This window comes from Solibacillus sp. FSL W8-0372, from assembly GCF_037969735.1.
Taxonomy (GTDB): Bacteria; Bacillota; Bacilli; order Bacillales_A; family Planococcaceae; genus Solibacillus; species Solibacillus faecavium.
Map to the genome: position 1 here is coordinate 3,217,372 of NZ_CP150204.1, position 17,051 is coordinate 3,234,422.

Genomic DNA, 17,051 nt, shown 5'->3' on the forward strand with positions numbered 1-17,051 from the left:
GTGTACCGTATGAGTAGATACACACTGGCTAGTACAGTAAATTATATGACAAAACGTGCGAGCTTGCAAGTAAATCCACTTCGATTACACCTTGCCAATATTTGCTTCGCTCTCCATCGCAAAGCTACGATTCCGTCATTGCTTTATTTCCATCAAGCACAATTATGATTGTCCTGTTCTTTCCACGAACGAATCAGCTGAATTGGCTTTGCAACTTTACACGGTCGATTCCTTTATTTACGAGCGATTTTTCAGCTCTGTATAAACGGATGGCTGAAATATATTCACTTAAAGGCATTCCTACTTGTTCTTCAAAAACCTCCTCGTATTCTGGACATTTTATCGCAACCAGTTCTTCTACCATTGCCATGCATTTAGGATTTTCACAATGTTTTTCAACTAACAAAACAATTCTATCTATAATTTCTGCATTGCGTATTCTTATCACCTGTTATATCCCCCTATTATCCTAGTACCTTTCCTATTTACAACCTGTTCTATCTAAAATATTGTCAATTTAATGTCCATTTTTAATTATTACCCACAAGTAAAATTTTCAAAACCACTTTTTCCACACAAAAAAAGATATGTTAAAAGATTTTAAAACCTTTAACATACCTTTTAAAAAATCTTATACAAGCGACCTCAGTAAAAACCAGGCTGCCCCTATTCAATTTACTTATTAGGTAGTTACTCTTACTAAAATAAAGAAAACCCGCTTACTGCTGGCGATCCTTGAAAGCACGCTCCATATCGCGTTTTGCTTCTTTTTTCTTCATATCATGACGCTTATCGTAATCCTTCTTACCTTTTGCAAGACCGATTAACAGCTTCGCATAGCCGTCCTTAATATACATTTTAAGCGGCACGATTGTATAGCCGTCACGTTTTACTGCACCGACTAACTCACTAATTTGCTTTTTATGTAAGAGCAGCTTGCGTTCACGTAGTGGGTCATGGTTGAAGCGGTTGCCTTGATCGAACGGAGAAATATGCATATTTTTAACCCATGCTTCGCCGCCCATCACACTAATATACGCTTCCTTCAGTTGGACGCGGGCACCTCGCACAGATTTAATCTCTGTACCTGTCAGTACCATCCCTGCTTCAATCGTTTCTTCTATGAAGTAATCATGGCTTGCTTTTTTATTTTGAGCTAACACTTTACCTGTGCCTTTTGCCATCGTTAAACACCTCTATTATCAACATAAGGGAGATAGCTATGATGCCGAAAATTGCACCATAGCTTCACACCTTACTATTTCTTTTTACTTTTTTTCTTTTTCCCTTTTGCGATGCCCTCGAAAAACTTTGGCTTATCGCCCGCTTTGCCTTCTTTTCGGCGTCCACGTGGATCACGGTCAGACGAGCCTCCTGAACGTTTTGCCTTCTCAGGACGTGCCTTGCTTCCACCACGTGCTTTGCGGTCACGTTTTTCGCCTGTACGTTCAGCATCCTTGCCACGACCTTCTCTGCGGCCTGCATGAATGACTTTCGATGTTGAGCGACGTGCTGGACGAGGACTGCTGATCATATCGACAATTTCAAAGTCGACTGAAGATTCCTCAATCACGACATTCGCTACACGGATTTTCACTTCATCCCCAATACGGAATTGGCGACCTGTACGCTCACCGATCATTGACAATTGACGGTCATCAAATCGGTAATAATCGTCGGTCATATTCGAAATATGCACAAGTCCTTCTACTGTATTTTCAAGCTCCACGAAAATACCGAAGTTCGTAATCGATGATACAATCCCTTCGAACTCTTCACCAATTTTGTCAGACATGAACTGTGCTTTTTTCAATGCATCAGTATCACGCTCTGCCTCTACTGCACGACGCTCACGGCTTGACGTATGTTCCGCAATTTCATCCATTACAGCACTCCACTGCACAACTGTTTCCTTCGACGTATCACCATTTACTAAATACGTACGAATTAAACGATGGACGATTAAATCCGGATAACGTCGGATTGGTGATGTGAAATGCGTATAAAACTCTGTCGATAAACCGAAGTGACCTAAAGACTCCGCATAATACTTCGCCTGTTGCATCGAACGTAATAACATCGTTGAAATAACCGGCTCCTCTGGTAACCCTTCAATCGATTTAATGACTTCCTGCAATGCTTTCGGATGTACCGAATTTCCTGTACCTTTTATCATAATACCAAAATTTGTAACAAACTCAAAGAAACGTTGTAATTTTTCTGGTTTCGGATCTTCGTGAATACGGTAAATGAACGGCAGCTCCATCCAGTGGAAATGCTCGGCAATCGTTTCGTTCGCCGCAAGCATGAATTCCTCGATTAAACGCTCTGCTACTGTACGCTCGCGTAATACGATGTCAGTCGGCCAACCGTCTTCATTAACTAATACTTTTGATTCTTTAAAGTCAAAGTCAATCGCACCGCGCCCCATACGTTTGTTGCGTAGGATTTGCGCTAAGTCCGCCATATCTTTAAACATCGGCACTAATTTTTCATAGCGCTCCATTAGCTCTGGGTTTTCATCCGGATTTTCTAAAATATTATAAACGTCCGAATACGTCATACGCTCTGTCGTGTTAATGACACTTTGGAAAATCTCATGCTTCACAACATGACCTGCTCCATCAATCGTCATTTCACAAGATAACGTTAAACGGTCAACCTGTGGATTCAATGAACAAATCCCATTTGACAAACGGTGTGGGATCATCGGAATAACGCGGTCTGTTAAATAAACAGAAGTCGCACGTTCATAAGCTTCCTCATCCAGTACCGAGCCCTGTGTCACATAGTAACTAACATCGGCAATATGAACACCTAATTTATACGTACCATCACCATTTTTGACAACTGTTACGGCATCATCTAAGTCTTTTGCGTCTGCACCATCAATTGTTACGATGACTTCATTACGTAGGTCACGACGACCAACTAAATCCTGCTCCGTAATTTCCTCCGGTACATCGATTGCCGCCTGGACAACCTCTTGCGGGAATTCTGGCGGAATATCGTATTTATAAAGGATCGATAAAATGTCCACACCCGGATCATTTTTATGACCTAAAATTTTTGTAACCATCCCTGTCGCTGATTTCGCTGCATCTGGCCAATGCGTCACTTCTACGACTACTTTATGTCCATCAACCGCGCCCAATGAATCTTCCTTCGCGATGAAAATGTCCATATTCAGCTTTTTATCATCTGTAATAACAAAGCCAAAGCCACGATTTGCCTGGTACGTACCGACAAATGATGTTTTGCTGCGTTCTACGATTTTAACAACCGTTCCTTCACGGCGGTCACCTGATTGTTCCTTTAATACACGGACTAGCACGGTATCCTCGTTTAGCGCCCCGTTTACTTCATGTGCCGGGATGAAAATATCGTCCATGCCCTGTTCTTCCGGTGCAACGAAGCCAAAGCCTTTTGCATTCCCGATAAAGCGGCCGCGCAGTAAGTTCATGCGCTCCGGTAAACCGTAACGATTCGAACGGGAGCGAACGATTTGTCCTTGTGCTTCCATTTTTACGAGTGTTTTCACTAATTCACGGAAATCATCCGCTTCTACCAATTCAAGCGTATCTTCAATTTCCGAAACGGTCATTGGTTTGTAGCCATCGTCCTTCATCATATCAAGGACGCGCTGTTGTAATTCATTTTGTTGTGTCATGTATTATTTCCCTCCTTTGAACAGAAAATAAAGTTCAAGTTTACCTATAATATGTTTAAAAGGTTATTCCCTTATAACCGTTGATTTCCGTTGCGGGGACGCTTTCCGGGGGCGTGGCCTGAGCCTGTAGTCTCAGGCGTCACGCTTATCCCCCAGGAGTCGCCCCTCCACTACAATCAACTACTGTACGGTTAAAAATTTTCCCTTTTATAAATAAATTGAACAAAATTATTTCACATCATTAGACTGTCCAATCTAATGAATTTAAAAACGTGAGAACTTCTTCATGAAGCTTGTCTTTTTCTTTATCGAGTGTAATGACATGCCCTGATTCTTCATACCAACTGATCGTTTTGTCGATGGATTCGACGGTATCAAAGATGATATTGGCGGAATCGGGGTTGATGACTTTGTCGTTCGTCGATTGAATGACTAAAATCGGCGCATACAAATGGTCAATCGTTTGTCGTACATCGTAAATAAGTTGCTGCAGTTCAGGCAATGAAGGCATGCCCTGCTGTTTAATTGCTTCAATCTCTAATTCAATTTCCTGTTCACTTTTACCTTGATTTTTTTTGTATTGTTTTGCATATTCAAGTACGCCTTCAAACATAATGTCTGTCGTGCGCATCGTCATCGGTGAGCACATTGTGACTACACCTTTCACTGGATGACTTGTCGCAAGCTTTAATGAAAACACGCCACCGAGCGATAGTCCCGCAACGGCGATTTCCTCATAGCCTGCTTCCTTTAATTTAGTATACCCACTTTTTACGTCTTCCCACCATTCATCGGGATTGGAGACGATTAATTCTTCCGGTGGTACACCATGGCCTTTATAATGCGGTGCCAGCGATGTATAGCCCTGCTTTTCCAAAAAGCGGCCAAGCATCCTCACATCCGCCGAACTTCCTGTAAATCCATGTAATAATAATACCGCCCTTTTCCCTGCCTCAAAAAAGAACGGTGAAGACAAAGCTGTTTTCATGCTAGTGGCTCCTGTCTTATTCAAGATATGAAAAATACGACCCGTACACACCTACGAATCGATCATTTTGATGAATAACTTTCCATTTCTTCTATTATACTGTGTTTTCCCCCGTACTAAAAGAAAAAGCCCAACCTAGCAGTAAATGCTTGGTTAGGCGTGTAATAAAATCCGTATAAGATTATTGAGCAAATCTTAGCTTTCTGTAATAAAGGAAGACGATTAAGACAATCCCGCCTACTCCAAGAGCACCACCAATTAACATGAAATTAACTAAATTTGTTGTGCTGTCAGGTAAACGTGGACCACCTGACATAGGGCTTCCTGAGCTATCAATCTTTCCTATCATCACTTCTTGAACAGTCACAGTCTCTGCCTCACTGTCATTTCCTTCTGCTGTAAAAACGAAATCGAATGAAGCATGAAGTCCTTGGAATTCATTGCCAAGATGCTCTGGAAAACGAATTGTTACATCCAAATTCTCCTCATTGCCGGTTGCCAGTTTTCTTATTGGCAAAGATTCAAAGTCAGCTAATTTCCCTTGATACAATTCCTGTTCACCAGCTTTTATTTCGAGTAGCAACTCATTAAACAGCTTTTTATCTCCACTATTTTGTAACTGCATGAGATAGTCAAAGTCTTTTGTTCCCATGTTTTTGACGGTAATCGTTCTAGGCGCCCAGTCACCAGGCTTCATATTTGTAATATCAAATAAAGTTTCCTTAGGTGAAAGGCTTAAGTTTATTTCATTATTTTCCTCAGTGCTTTCATCATCTGCAAATGCACTTGTTACGGGAAATAAAGATATACTGCCTAGCAGCAACAGAAGCGGTATCATTTGAAACAGTTTTTTCATATAATCCTCCATATCCTTGCAATCGATTCAAGATGTGCTTTTCGCATTATCTTCTGCAACGACTTCATCCTGTTTTCTAAGAGGTATTTCGATTAAAGCTAGTGCTTTCCATAGTGTAAATGCTGAATATAAAAGCAATAGTATGCCTGGTATGATCAATAAAAATGCACCATTTTTTGAAGAAGCAAAGTTATTAAAATATCCTACATACGGCAATGTGAAGCCCGTGTACTGCGCCACCACATTTTCAGCCATTACTGGATTTAAATCTTCTGACTGGTTGTTATCACCCTTTGTTCGGTAAAGTACAGAATCTCCGTTTGAAACCACCTCTGTAATGCGGTGAGTTACTAAGAAGTCTTCTGCTTCCTGGAACGTGATGACATCCCCTGCTTTATAGCTCGTTTTATCCTCTGCAAGCTTGACTGCGATAATGGAACCCGTTTGGATGTCTGGTTCCATCGATCCCGAAAGAACCGTTTTTAATTGATATCCGAAAAATTGAGGCTCACCGCCCGATGCTTTTGAAATCACTACGATGAAAGCGACGCTAATGAGAAGCGTCATTAAAATACCTGTCACAATATTATTGACCCATTTCATTATTTTGCTGTTCTTTGCTTTGTTTCTAATACTTCTCATCTGTACCACCCTCTACATAATTTTTTGTAATTAATATTTCCAGTCAACACGAAGCTTTACGGCTCCAGTAATGGTGATCCCTCGCTAGCTGGGGTAGTAGTTTCAGAGCTGCTAACCGGCTGCGCTGGACTTTCATCGTTCGATTTCTGCCCTGCGCTCTCTTTGCTTTCACCTGAACCTGCTTTAGTACCAGAATCTTTCTCCGCGCCTTTTTCCACAGGAGTTAATTCCTTTTGGTTTGGGGATTCTGCCTTTTCTTTGTCACTAGCTGGAGCTTCTGCCTCTTCTGGTGCTTTATCATTTTCTTCTTTTTCATTGGCTGGGGCTTCTACATCTTCTGTTGCTTTTTCTTTTTTAGTTTCTTTTTCATCTTTCTCTTCATCATTTTTTGCATCTTCTTTGTCACTAGCTGGTCCTTCCACATCTTCTGGTGCTTTATCTTTTTCTTTATCTTTTTCTTTATCTTTTTCTTTATCTTTTTCTTTATCTTTTTCTTCATCTTTCTTTTCAGCTTCATCTATATCTTCTTTTTTACAATCGACTTTGTCATTCGATACAGGGACCACTGCTGTTACAGGCTCTGTTCCAGATACTTCCGATACCGGAACTTTCAATACTGGTGCATCTGTTTTCTTACATGCTAAATCACTTGAATTACCTGCATCTATAGCTCCAGGGGCACTCACGACAATTACACAGTCCATCTCGTTTTCTGGACTTGTTATAGCAACCGTTGCTGTTTGTTCCTGGGAAGTAGTTGCTGTTTCTTCAGGATTTGTTGTTTGTTCAGTATTTACTGTTTGCTCAGTATTAGGCTCGGATTCCTCACCCGGCACGTTCTCATCCAAGTCTTCCTCCCCACAAGCAGGAGCGACGGGCACTTCCCATATATCAGCCGCAATTGTTCCGGTAAGCACAGACTGGCTGCTGAGATAGGCGGATGTATCAGATGACAAATAATTGACTCCAAAAATAGCTAAATAAACGATAAGTGTCATTTTTATATATAGGATCAGATTATATTGCTTTTTCTTATATCTGCCTCTAGGTCTGGGGTTCAATCCAATACCGCCTTTCTAATTTATTTAATTGGAATTTCCTTAAATATATTCCTCAAAACACAAAAGCTATTTATACGTTGAGAAATATATATAAGGAAGAGTTCCGGTAAATTTCAAATAAAATAAGGGAGGAGAAGGGCTCTCCTCCCTGAATTACGGTATTGTTATTTTAAAGTTCCATCTGTTTGTTTTGCATCAAATGTCCATTTAAGCTGTAATGAATCGCCTTGGAATACATTTTGATCTGCGCCATTGTCGACAAATTCGAACATAACAGAAAGTGTATCATTTGTACCTGCTTTTAGGCCGTCTCTTTCTCCAACCAACCCAGTCCAATCTAACACATTTCTATTATCAACTACGTCTTTTTTAGCTAAATCTGCTAGTGTCGTTTCATGAATCACTGTAGTCAATCCTTTGTCTACATTTTTAAGAAACTTTACTTTAATATGGTCACCGAAGTCTGCGCCAGCATTATCGCCCTTCGTATCAGTAGTTGTATATTCTGAAGTTAAAAATACTTTTGATACATCTAGGCTACCAGTGTTATTAAGTTTAAATGTACGTAGCATTGTATCACCAGGTTTAATATTCGTTACATTAATAATCGCATTATCTGCATCATTACCTTTAACATTAATATCCAACGTACCAGCAGCAAATTTACTGTTATTTACTTCCACATCATTGAAATATGCATAAGTTCCCCCGCCGATCATGCTTACAGCTAATGCTCCAGTTGCGATTCCCATTGCTAGTTTCTTTTTGATACTCATTTTAAATTCCTCCAATTAGTTTTTTAGTTTTTTTTGCCTCTTCCCTGGATCGTATAAGAAAGTTATCTTTCTCGACGTTGGGTACGAGTTTCCTACAATTCAATAAAGCATTTTGATCATGTGTACCAAATTCATAATATGGCATATAAATGGTAATGCTCTCCCCCTTTGCATTTCACTTTTTCAACTATGAAAGTGGAACTAGGTTTAGTATAGACCGCCACATAAATTTCCTCTCACCTCTAATGGATGATTTTTAGCACTTTGGCATTCTACTTTAGAACTTACCCAATGGTATACTTTAGTGTTATCCGATGTACTACTAATTGGTTAAACAGTGTCTATAAATACCATTCTATCAACGTTTTACCTTTATTCTACGAATACATATGTATACATTGGCTTCGATTTTTTTATTTACCTTCTATATTAAAGGAATTAAAATTAGTAAATAATTGATTGACTTATTTCGAATTCCCATTTATATTAATAAAAAGTATCTTATACACCTCCCCCCATGTCTATTAACTTCCAGAGGTGACCTTCAGACCTCCTTTTGTTTTATCCTTAATTCAAGATGCCTATTGCTTCTATAGTTAAACTACATAATCGTATTTAGAAAATGTTGTCGTATCTATTAATGGAGATAATCATTCATAGTAGTAATTCTCATCATGTTTTTAACTATCCTATGACCAACTAATGATTCCAATGGCTTTCAAACTACTGCTCATTCATCAAAAGTGGTAGATTATGCTCTGACTTCCTACATAAATAGATATAAAACGACGAGATAAGCAATAAGATTACAAAGAAAGTGCTTTAGGAAATATATATAATGACAAAAACTCCCAAAGGCAACTGAGTATAATGAATTAGAGTTTTTAATTTTCGAATCTCATATTTCCGAAGAAAATTCCGCAGAAAATAGACTGAAAATTCCATCATCTGATACTTCATTCTTATCTAAAATCACATACTACTTATTACAGAACTACGTTTTACATTGGGAGACTTGGAAATACATCCTCTAATTGGGCACCTGGGATGTATGGAGTCAGTGGTGCAACCGACCTCATTTCATTTGAAAGTCACTTATTAAGAGCACTTTTTAATTTGACTGGGGAGGCAATTTATTGATGAAAATTTTATTGGTGGATGATCAAGCAATCATCCGCAGAGGATTAATTTCCATTCTATCTTCGGATGAAGAATTGGAAATAATCGGAGAAGCTGATAATACACAAGAAGCGCTTAATTTGTTTCAAAAAGAAATGCCTGATTTGGCTATTATTAATTTTCATGTAGGAGATGAATGTGGATTAAAATTGATTAAAGAAGCGAGAAAATTAGGGGGCACTTGCAAATTTGCGATCCTTACCTTTTCAAAAGATCGTGAATCATTTCAACGTGCAATGGCGATGGATGTGGTTGGATATATTTCACTTAATTCACACCCAGAAGAACTTATTTATGCCATTCAAATTATTCAAAAGGGAAAGAAATATTATGATCCAGATTTAATCGATATGCTCGTACAAACTCAAAAGGAATCCCCAAAAGATGACAGCCGTCTAGCACTCCTAACTTCTAAGGAAAAAGAGGTATTGCAAAAACTAGGAATGGGCTATTCCAATAAACAAATAGCTCACAGTCTTTATATATCAGAAAATACCGTGAAAAAGCATGTAAGCCAGGTATTATCAAAATTGGAGCTTGGTGATCGTACGCAAGTTGCGCTCTTTGCAAATGAAACTGGGTTAGTTCAATTTAAGCATGGTGTGGTTGTTTAATAACGTAGTGCCAATGATTAAAATTCCATTTTGTAAAAAAAAAAGCCCAACCCTGCAATTAATGCGAGGTTGGGCGTTTAATTTTCGTTCAATTAGAATTTCGTAATAGCAAGTGCCAAAACGAAGAATGCAACAGAAAGAACGATTGTTGTGCGGTGTAATACTAGATCCATCCCGCGAGCTTTCTGTTTACCGAATAGTTGCTCAGCTCCACCAGAGATGGCACCTGATAAACCAGCGCTTTTACCTGATTGTAATAACACGACAACGATTAAGGCTAAAGCTACGATCAGAAGTAATACTGTAAATAACGTATGCATTTGCTCCACCTCCTAAATATGGACGTCACAATACCAAATAGTATATCAAACTGCGAACCTCTTTACAATATTTCTTGGAAATGCACAGCAAATTTTATCCAAATATAGCTTCGCGCAATCATTCATTTAGTCAAAGCGATTAAATCGGCATTCGCTAATATCCCGTTTTGCAGCAAGCGCAAGTGGCACCATCGTTTCAAACAGTAAATCCTCTTCTTCAAAAATGAGTTTTCGCAGTTCGATATTGAAGTACTCCTTCATCCGCGATTCCGTCATCACTTCCTGAACCGGTCCAATAATTGCCTTCTTATTCTTCGCAATCATCAGCACCTGGTCCGCTAAATAAAAGGCATGGTTCGGGTAGTGTGTATTAATAATACATGAAATATTATGATCTTGAGATAGGCGTTTTAACGTCTCTAAAATCACAACCTGCTTTTGCACATCCAAATGCGATTCCGGCTCATCCAATATTAAAATTTCCGGATTTGATACAAGCGTCCGGGCAATTAAAGCAAGCTGTAGCTCCCCGCCACTTACTTCATTACACGACTTTTTCGCTAAATGCACAATGCCGACTTCATTTAATGCTTGATGTGCCTTTTCATAATCTTCCTTGCGTGGCTTTGACAACGAGCCAATATACGGTGCACGCCCCATCACAACTAAATCTTCTATTGAAAAGCCGAACACCATTTTATGCGCTTGCGGCACATAGCCGATCCGCTTCCACAGCTCTTTTTGCGAAACCTTACGAAGTGGCACATCATCGATTAATGTTTCACCAACACGCCAATCGTGCAAGCCGGTAATACATTTTAATAGCGTCGTTTTCCCTGCACCGTTCGGACCTAGTATGGCCATAATCTTCCCCGGCTCTAGCGTAAAGCTAATATTCGATTCATAAATATACGGCTTTACTTCCTTCCTTTTTGCATAGCAGAAGTTGCCTTCACGTACTTCTATTTTCATGACCAGCTACCCCCTGTACGGCGTAAAAGATAAGCAAAGAATGGCGCCCCGACAATTGCCGTCAAGATCGACAACGGAATTTCCGCCGCCGTTACCGAGCGTGCCAATGTATCGATTAATAATAAATACGCCCCGCCCAGTGCAATCGACACCGGTAATACGCGTTCATTATTACTGCCGACAAACATACGCGCAATATGCGGAATAATTAATCCAACCCAGCCAACAATCCCCGCTACCGCAACGGCTGCCGCTGTACAAAGCGTAGCCCCTGCGATAACAAGCCACTTTAGACGTGTTACGTTAATTCCTAATGATTTCGCCTCTTCATCAGGCAATGTCAATAAGTTAATACGCCAGCGCAATGCTAGTAAAATCAGCATCCCGACTAAAATAATCGGTCCGGCTGTCCATAAATCACGGTATGAAGCTGTCCCTAAGCTCCCCATTAACCAATAAGTAATGGCCGGCAGCTTTTCTTCAGGGTCTGCAACAAATTTCGTTAAAGAAATTAACGCATTAAACAACGCACTTGTTACTACCCCTGCCAGCACGAGCATAAAAATCGGCATATTGCGTCCGGAACCGCCGATCATATACGTAAAAGCAATAGCCCCTAAACCGAATATTAAAGCTAAGCCCTGTGTTATATAACCATTACCAAACAATAAAATCCCGATAGAAGCACCAAAACCAGCACCTGCAGCGACACCTAAAATGTCCGCGCTCACTAATGGATTCGCAAACATCCCTTGGAAAGCTGCTCCGGAAATGGAAAGCCCCGCACCGATCAAAAGTGCGAGGATAATACGCGGGAGACGAACCGTCATGACGACGTTATATTCCATTTGCGTCCAAGTTTGTTCTATCAGAAAAATATGTGAACCTAAAATTTTTACGACTGTTACAAAATCCACTTCAAAGCGACCAATGCCGAGTGAAGCAATCGCAATAACGAGCGGTAATACCCACAGTAAAATATTTTTCCACGTTTTCATAAGCTTCCCTCGATTTCTTAATACTTCGCAGCATCAGAAGAAGGATGCAAAATGCGCTCTACTTCTTTATCTGTTACGTCAAATCCGTAAAAGTCTTTATAATAGCTCTTAATTTCTGCCTTCATATCGTAGTCAAATAGCTCAGGCTGATTGTTGTTCGCCAACCACTTAAGCATTAACGGTGCATCCCCACTTGGCGGGAACCAACGATAAATACCTAATGGAATTTTATAAACTTGCTTATTCTTAACCGCTTCAACTTCGCTCCAGTCCTGACCAGGAATCGTATTGTTATATAGGTCCTCTGGTTGGATTTCCGTAAAGTTCGTTAAGTAGATGATCTCCGGATTCCAGTTGTAGATTTGCTCCATGTTCACATCTTTGCGACCAGTTACTTCCTCTTCCGCAACGTCATTGGCACCTGTTGCATTCAGCCATTGATTCCCGAAGAAGTTTTTACCGCTCACTGTAATTGCCTGCTCTGACAATTGATACATCATTAATGCATTTGGCTTCTGTTCCTTCGTTAAGCCAGCAATTTTTTCGTTAATTTCATTTTGTACCGCTGTACCGACTTCGATAAATTGATCTGCACGATCTGTTGTGCTTGCGATTTCACCCGTTAACTCCAACCAGCTATTGAATGTTGCAAGTGGCTCTGCTGCCGCTGCATCGATTGCTTTAATCGCCACTGTATTTATACCGGCTTTACGTGCTTGCTCGATTGATTTTTCATCGGTCGCGAGCTCAAAAAATACGTCCGGGTTAATTTTCATTAATTCCTCTACATTCATTTCACCATTTTGCACAAACGATGTATCCGCCTTTAAAATATCCGGCGACATTTTCGCTAAAATTGAATTTTCTGCTGCATTATAAGAATTCGGATGCATCCCTACAATTTCCTTTGTAGAATTTGTCGCCACATACCACGTGTGGAAGTACGGTAAAATCCCGCCCGATACAATCGAATTCACTTCAGCAGGAATCGTTACCTCAGTTCCCGCCTGGTCGATAACGATTTTTTCCTCTGCCGTTGCCTGAACCTCTCCTCCAGAATTTGCAACCTCATTATCTGAGCATGCTGCAAGTGCCATCGCCGCGACTGCAAGCGAACTTAAAATTACTTTACGTTTCATTTCCATCTGTCTCTCCTAACCGAATTTTTAATTGCTATAGGGCTAACTTTCTGGTCGCCTATAACAAAAAAATAATTATATTAAAAAAATGATTTGAATTAATTACAAGATTGAGTATAATTGATAATGATTTTCAATGTCAATGAGATTTCTGCTCTCAAATGAGAATATGTATCATTTAACAAAATTTAATTGTTTAAAGGAGAATTTTTATGTCGGAGTATAAAATTGTAAAGCTAGATGGCGGACATGCCTTTAGCTTAGAGGGACGCGCGATGAACGTCTCAAACGAACCAATGGACCATGTAACATTTCTCGATCAATATGAAATTTCAACTGCTGACCTTTCCGCATTCAATGTGTTGGTCGTAACGGACTTTATCGATCAGGAACATCTTTATGAGCAAAAACAAGTAATTGAGAACTTCTTAAATGAGGGGAAAATTGTTATTGCCAACACACATATTTTCCGCCCTTGGCTACCGGGTGCTGGTCTGTTTATGCCAAAGGAAATTAAGTCGCACGCTGACTATTTAATGGAGCCCGCTGCTGAAGGGACATTTTATGAAGGCGTTGACATGATGGAGCTTGCGTATCGTAAAGGGGTTTCAGGCTTCTATGCACGCGGGTCGCACCCTATCGTAAATAAAGAATCGGAGGTCATTTTGCAATATACAGATGGTACACCAATCGTTTTCATTGACCGTACTGCAACAAAAGGAACGGTTGTCGCTGCTTCTTGCCGTGACTTTTTAACATACGCAACCGGTGAAAACACGACACAGCTAATCGCACCGCAATTTTTGGCATGGCTGGATAAAGAATTACTACGCTTAAAAGGAGCTCAAGCATGAAAAAAATAGCAGTTTTATATAGCGGTCACGCACCACATTTTGTAACATTCAATACACCAAAGTACAAACAATATTTCGATAAAATTATCTACTTACCTCGCTTTGCTGAGCAGGATTTAGATGGCATGGACGTCTTAATCGTGCCTTCCCAATTGCACAACAAATTGTTGCTAGAAGCAGCTCCTGCGATTCGTCGTTTTGCTGATAATGGCGGGGTTGTCGTAGCATTCGGTCCTCAGCCATGGAACTGGATTCCAGGTCAAAACTGGGAAACACGCCCGACAAATTTCTGGTGGTGGCTTGAAAAGGATGCAGATAGCGGACTTCGCATGGTCGCACCGGATTACCCATTATTCCGTGATGGTCATTTAGATGAAGCAGGTTGTACGTGGCATCAGCACGGTGTATTCCATTTGCAGGAGGGCATGCAATCACTTATTGATATGAAGGACGGCGGCTCATTAATGTACGTCGATAAAGTGAGCTCAAAAGGCACTTGGATCGTCACAACACTTGACCCTGACTTCCATTTCGGCTCTTATTTCATGCCGGCAACAGAGAAGTTTTTAGACGGCTTCCTCCCATGGTTAGCGTGCGGGGAAATTTAATAGAACAGAAAAAAAGCATGGTACCCGCAAATCAATGCGAGTGCCATGCTTTATGCTTTTAATTAGTCGTTGCTGTTGTCATCAGTAGTGTCTTCGTCTTCAATACCTGTACCTTCAGTACCGTCAGTACCTGCGTCACCTTCAGTACCTGCATCGCCGTCAGTATCTACATCTAAATCTAGATTAGTACCGTCGTTATTATCGTCAACAACACCATCGTTATCATCTTCAATAATAACCGGATCGTCGTCGTCGTTACATGCTGCTAGTGATAATGATAATACCGCAGCTGCCATAAGTGTAGAGTATTTTTTTAATTTCATAAATAAATTGCCTCCCTTACTGTTTGATGGTCTTTTCCCAGCATTACTAAAAGAGAAACATATTTTTTCATTTTTCCCGCAAAAGAACATTTTCACCCATTCTATTTTCCCATATATTAGGATATTTTATAATGAGTACAGGAGGTGAAAAAAGTGCAAAAATCAAGGCACTATTTACTTATCGAAACACTGATGAAGCGCATTAGAATGGACGATTCTGAGACCCCGGCAATTCAACAGGAATTTTACCGACTAGAAGCCGGCTTATCAGGCGAGCAAAAATTAAAGCGGCTACTAACAGATTTTTATTTTAAATCAGATTTTCACATCTTTTATAATTTCGAATGTAAAAATTCCAACGGCTTTACCCATCAAATGGACGCTTTGCTCCTAACACCAAATTCCCTCTTAATCATCGAAGTAAAACAAATATCCGGTACCCTATTTTACAAACCTTCCCTACACGAATTTTTCCGCGTACAGGATCAAATGAACGAAAATTTTCCCAATCCATTTGACCAAGCCTACCGTCATCAGCTTTTCCTGGAGCACCAGTTAAAGACTTGGCAACTATCCATTCCCGTTTACCACATCGTCGTTCTAGCCAATTATCGCGCAAAGCTCGATGAGTCCTTAAACAATTTCCCAATCATGCATATGAGCGGCATCCCGAGATTTATCGAAAAACTCTATAAGCAACATCCAAAACCTCGTGCCCATCTCACTTTTCTGCAAAAACAATTCGAGCAATTATACGAGCCGCTCCCCCCTCGCAGAACGATCGAAAAGCACCGACTCCGCAACGGCGTTCTATGCAAGCAGTGCGATTATGTCAACGAAATGCATTATAAGCAAGGCTATTTCATCTGTCCCGTCTGCGGCGCAAAAAGTAAGGAAGCCCTATATGAAACTTTATTGCAATACAGAATTTTAGTCAGTCCCCGCATATCCAATAAAGCGTTCCGCGAATTTTTCAACATCCCCTGTATCCATATCGCATCCAAACTATTAGCCAAAGCCGGCCTCCAAAAGCACGGGACGAATAAAGGGACATACTATATCATTCCAGAGAGGTTTGAGTGAAATAAAGAAGGGACTTTGTCTCGAGAGACGACCTCTCGAGACCTTTTTTGTTGTTCAATCGTTTCTATTTAAAGTGATTAATAAGTTGATTGGAATGGAGGGACCGTGACTCCACCGGGAACGGCACGCGCGGAAGATCCACTAAATTGTGCCTGCCGTTGTAGGCACAATTTAGTTAGCTGGAGCCGTGCCCGGGGAAAGCATCGGTCCCGGAATGGAAATCAACGGTTCGATGAAGTCCCTTCTTTATGCAATAAAAAAAAGCAGCACAATGGCTACTAATTTACAAAATACAATAGTACAAAAACTAAAAATAAAACGATACCCAGTGGGACAGAAATTTTATCTATCATATTTTTTCTGCGAATAAAGCCACCGTACGCTAATAAAGCTGAAGCAATCGCAAAAACAATATAGTCGTATCCAGTAGGTTTAAACATAATCAATAAAAAAATCGCGAAAAAGCCGATGAGTACAGCATATACCCATTTTCTATCTATTTTTTCCATAAAGTAATAAACATCCCTTTTATTTCATTTATAGTAACAATACCATAATTATACTAAGAAAACATTAATACATAAGAAATACTTGAATCCCCTGTTCACGGATTTTCTAATATATCGTGAAATGTTCTAATATAAATTTATTTGTTCTAATAAATTGCCGATCTTCTAATAAAAGTTCCCATTGTGCTAATAAGTGCTCCACATGATCAAATAAAACTCGAAAATGTGCTAATAACCCCTCACTATTTTCTAATAACCCACTTCAATCTTCTAATAAAATCCGTACCCCCATCTCTCTGTCCCACTTAATGCAGCGATCCACCCCCGTCCCCACCCCAAATCCACGTATCTTCTAATATCCTCCGCACTTCTTCTAATAACCAGCACAACTTTTCCAATAAACACACTCAATCTTCTAATAAAACACCCCCACAAAAAAACAGCACCGGCAATAAACCG

Annotated in this window: 19 protein-coding genes and 1 riboswitch; of the genes, 5 read left to right on the forward strand and 14 right to left on the reverse strand. The window is 40.1% G+C overall.

Annotated elements, in window-relative coordinates; all coding sequences use genetic code 11:
• Positions 1-9 precede the first annotated feature (9 nt).
• Entirely contained in the window at positions 10-168 is a 159-nt protein-coding gene (locus tag MKY13_RS16475; protein ID WP_339213961.1) for a hypothetical protein, read from the forward strand.
• 25 nt (positions 169-193) lie between these two features.
• Here the strand turns inward: MKY13_RS16475 and MKY13_RS16480 are convergent, their stop codons facing one another.
• The 8 genes from MKY13_RS16480 to MKY13_RS16515 form a co-directional block, all read right to left on the reverse strand.
• Positions 194-448, reverse strand: coding sequence for a hypothetical protein (locus MKY13_RS16480; RefSeq protein WP_339213962.1), 255 nt, complete (start codon positions 446-448; stop codon positions 194-196).
• Positions 449-719: 271 nt separating this feature from the next.
• On the reverse strand, positions 720-1,184 hold the full coding sequence (gene smpB, locus MKY13_RS16485) for an SsrA-binding protein SmpB (protein ID WP_191704340.1): 465 nt from the start codon (positions 1,182-1,184) through the stop codon (positions 720-722).
• Between the two features lie 74 nt (positions 1,185-1,258).
• A complete protein-coding gene (rnr, locus tag MKY13_RS16490) occupies positions 1,259-3,670 on the reverse strand; it encodes a ribonuclease R (RefSeq protein ID WP_339213965.1) in 2,412 nt (803 codons plus the stop codon).
• A 241-nt stretch (positions 3,671-3,911) separates the two neighbouring features.
• The gene (locus tag MKY13_RS16495; RefSeq protein WP_339213967.1) at positions 3,912-4,658 is read right to left on the reverse strand and encodes a carboxylesterase; all 747 of its coding nucleotides are present in this window, start codon (positions 4,656-4,658) and stop codon (positions 3,912-3,914) included.
• Positions 4,659-4,839: 181 nt separating this feature from the next.
• Positions 4,840-5,514 (reverse strand): hypothetical protein, encoded by a 675-nt coding sequence (locus MKY13_RS16500; RefSeq protein ID WP_339213969.1) that lies wholly within the window; start codon positions 5,512-5,514, stop codon positions 4,840-4,842.
• Between the two features lie 27 nt (positions 5,515-5,541).
• Complete coding sequence (locus MKY13_RS16505) at positions 5,542-6,156, reverse strand: signal peptidase I (RefSeq protein WP_339213971.1); 615 nt, start codon at positions 6,154-6,156, stop codon at positions 5,542-5,544.
• A 56-nt stretch (positions 6,157-6,212) separates the two neighbouring features.
• Positions 6,213-7,154 (reverse strand): hypothetical protein, encoded by a 942-nt coding sequence (locus MKY13_RS16510; RefSeq protein WP_339213973.1) that lies wholly within the window; start codon positions 7,152-7,154, stop codon positions 6,213-6,215.
• Between the two features lie 227 nt (positions 7,155-7,381).
• Complete coding sequence (locus MKY13_RS16515; protein ID WP_339213975.1) at positions 7,382-7,993, reverse strand: TasA family protein; 612 nt, start codon at positions 7,991-7,993, stop codon at positions 7,382-7,384.
• 1,000 nt (positions 7,994-8,993) lie between these two features.
• Positions 8,994-9,077, forward strand: a riboswitch (cyclic di-GMP riboswitch).
• A gap of 55 nt (positions 9,078-9,132) precedes the next feature.
• On the opposite strand from MKY13_RS16515, the gene MKY13_RS16520 reads away from it, so the two are divergent.
• A complete protein-coding gene (locus tag MKY13_RS16520) occupies positions 9,133-9,786 on the forward strand; it encodes a response regulator transcription factor (RefSeq protein WP_191699880.1) in 654 nt (217 codons plus the stop codon).
• 92 nt (positions 9,787-9,878) lie between these two features.
• Here the strand turns inward: MKY13_RS16520 and secG are convergent, their stop codons facing one another.
• The 4 genes from secG to MKY13_RS16540 form a co-directional block, all read right to left on the reverse strand.
• The gene (gene secG / locus MKY13_RS16525; protein ID WP_191699596.1) at positions 9,879-10,106 is read right to left on the reverse strand and encodes a preprotein translocase subunit SecG; all 228 of its coding nucleotides are present in this window, start codon (positions 10,104-10,106) and stop codon (positions 9,879-9,881) included.
• Positions 10,107-10,232: 126 nt separating this feature from the next.
• Complete coding sequence (locus tag MKY13_RS16530; protein ID WP_339213978.1) at positions 10,233-11,078, reverse strand: ABC transporter ATP-binding protein; 846 nt, start codon at positions 11,076-11,078, stop codon at positions 10,233-10,235.
• Positions 11,075-12,076 (reverse strand): iron ABC transporter permease, encoded by a 1,002-nt coding sequence (locus MKY13_RS16535; protein ID WP_339213980.1) that lies wholly within the window; start codon positions 12,074-12,076, stop codon positions 11,075-11,077. The genes MKY13_RS16530 and MKY13_RS16535 overlap by 4 nt, the downstream gene beginning before the upstream one ends.
• Before the next feature lie 17 nt (positions 12,077-12,093).
• Positions 12,094-13,215, reverse strand: coding sequence for an ABC transporter substrate-binding protein (locus MKY13_RS16540; protein ID WP_339213981.1), 1,122 nt, complete (start codon positions 13,213-13,215; stop codon positions 12,094-12,096).
• Positions 13,216-13,427: 212 nt separating this feature from the next.
• Between MKY13_RS16540 and MKY13_RS16545 the strand changes: the two genes are divergently transcribed.
• The gene (locus MKY13_RS16545) at positions 13,428-14,069 is read left to right on the forward strand and encodes a phosphate starvation-inducible protein PhoH (protein WP_339213982.1); all 642 of its coding nucleotides are present in this window, start codon (positions 13,428-13,430) and stop codon (positions 14,067-14,069) included.
• A complete protein-coding gene (locus tag MKY13_RS16550; protein ID WP_339213983.1) occupies positions 14,066-14,677 on the forward strand; it encodes a hypothetical protein in 612 nt (203 codons plus the stop codon). The genes MKY13_RS16545 and MKY13_RS16550 overlap by 4 nt, the downstream gene beginning before the upstream one ends.
• 62 nt (positions 14,678-14,739) lie before the next feature.
• Here MKY13_RS16550 and MKY13_RS16555 read toward each other — a convergent pair whose 3' ends face one another.
• Complete coding sequence (locus MKY13_RS16555; RefSeq protein WP_339213984.1) at positions 14,740-14,973, reverse strand: hypothetical protein; 234 nt, start codon at positions 14,971-14,973, stop codon at positions 14,740-14,742.
• Between the two features lie 180 nt (positions 14,974-15,153).
• Between MKY13_RS16555 and MKY13_RS16560 the strand changes: the two genes are divergently transcribed.
• Positions 15,154-16,083: a nuclease-related domain-containing protein gene (locus MKY13_RS16560; protein WP_339213985.1), complete on the forward strand. Its 930-nt coding sequence runs from the start codon at positions 15,154-15,156 to the stop codon at positions 16,081-16,083.
• Between the two features lie 278 nt (positions 16,084-16,361).
• Here the strand turns inward: MKY13_RS16560 and MKY13_RS16565 are convergent, their stop codons facing one another.
• Complete coding sequence (locus MKY13_RS16565; protein WP_339213987.1) at positions 16,362-16,592, reverse strand: hypothetical protein; 231 nt, start codon at positions 16,590-16,592, stop codon at positions 16,362-16,364.
• Positions 16,593-17,051 lie beyond the last annotated feature (459 nt).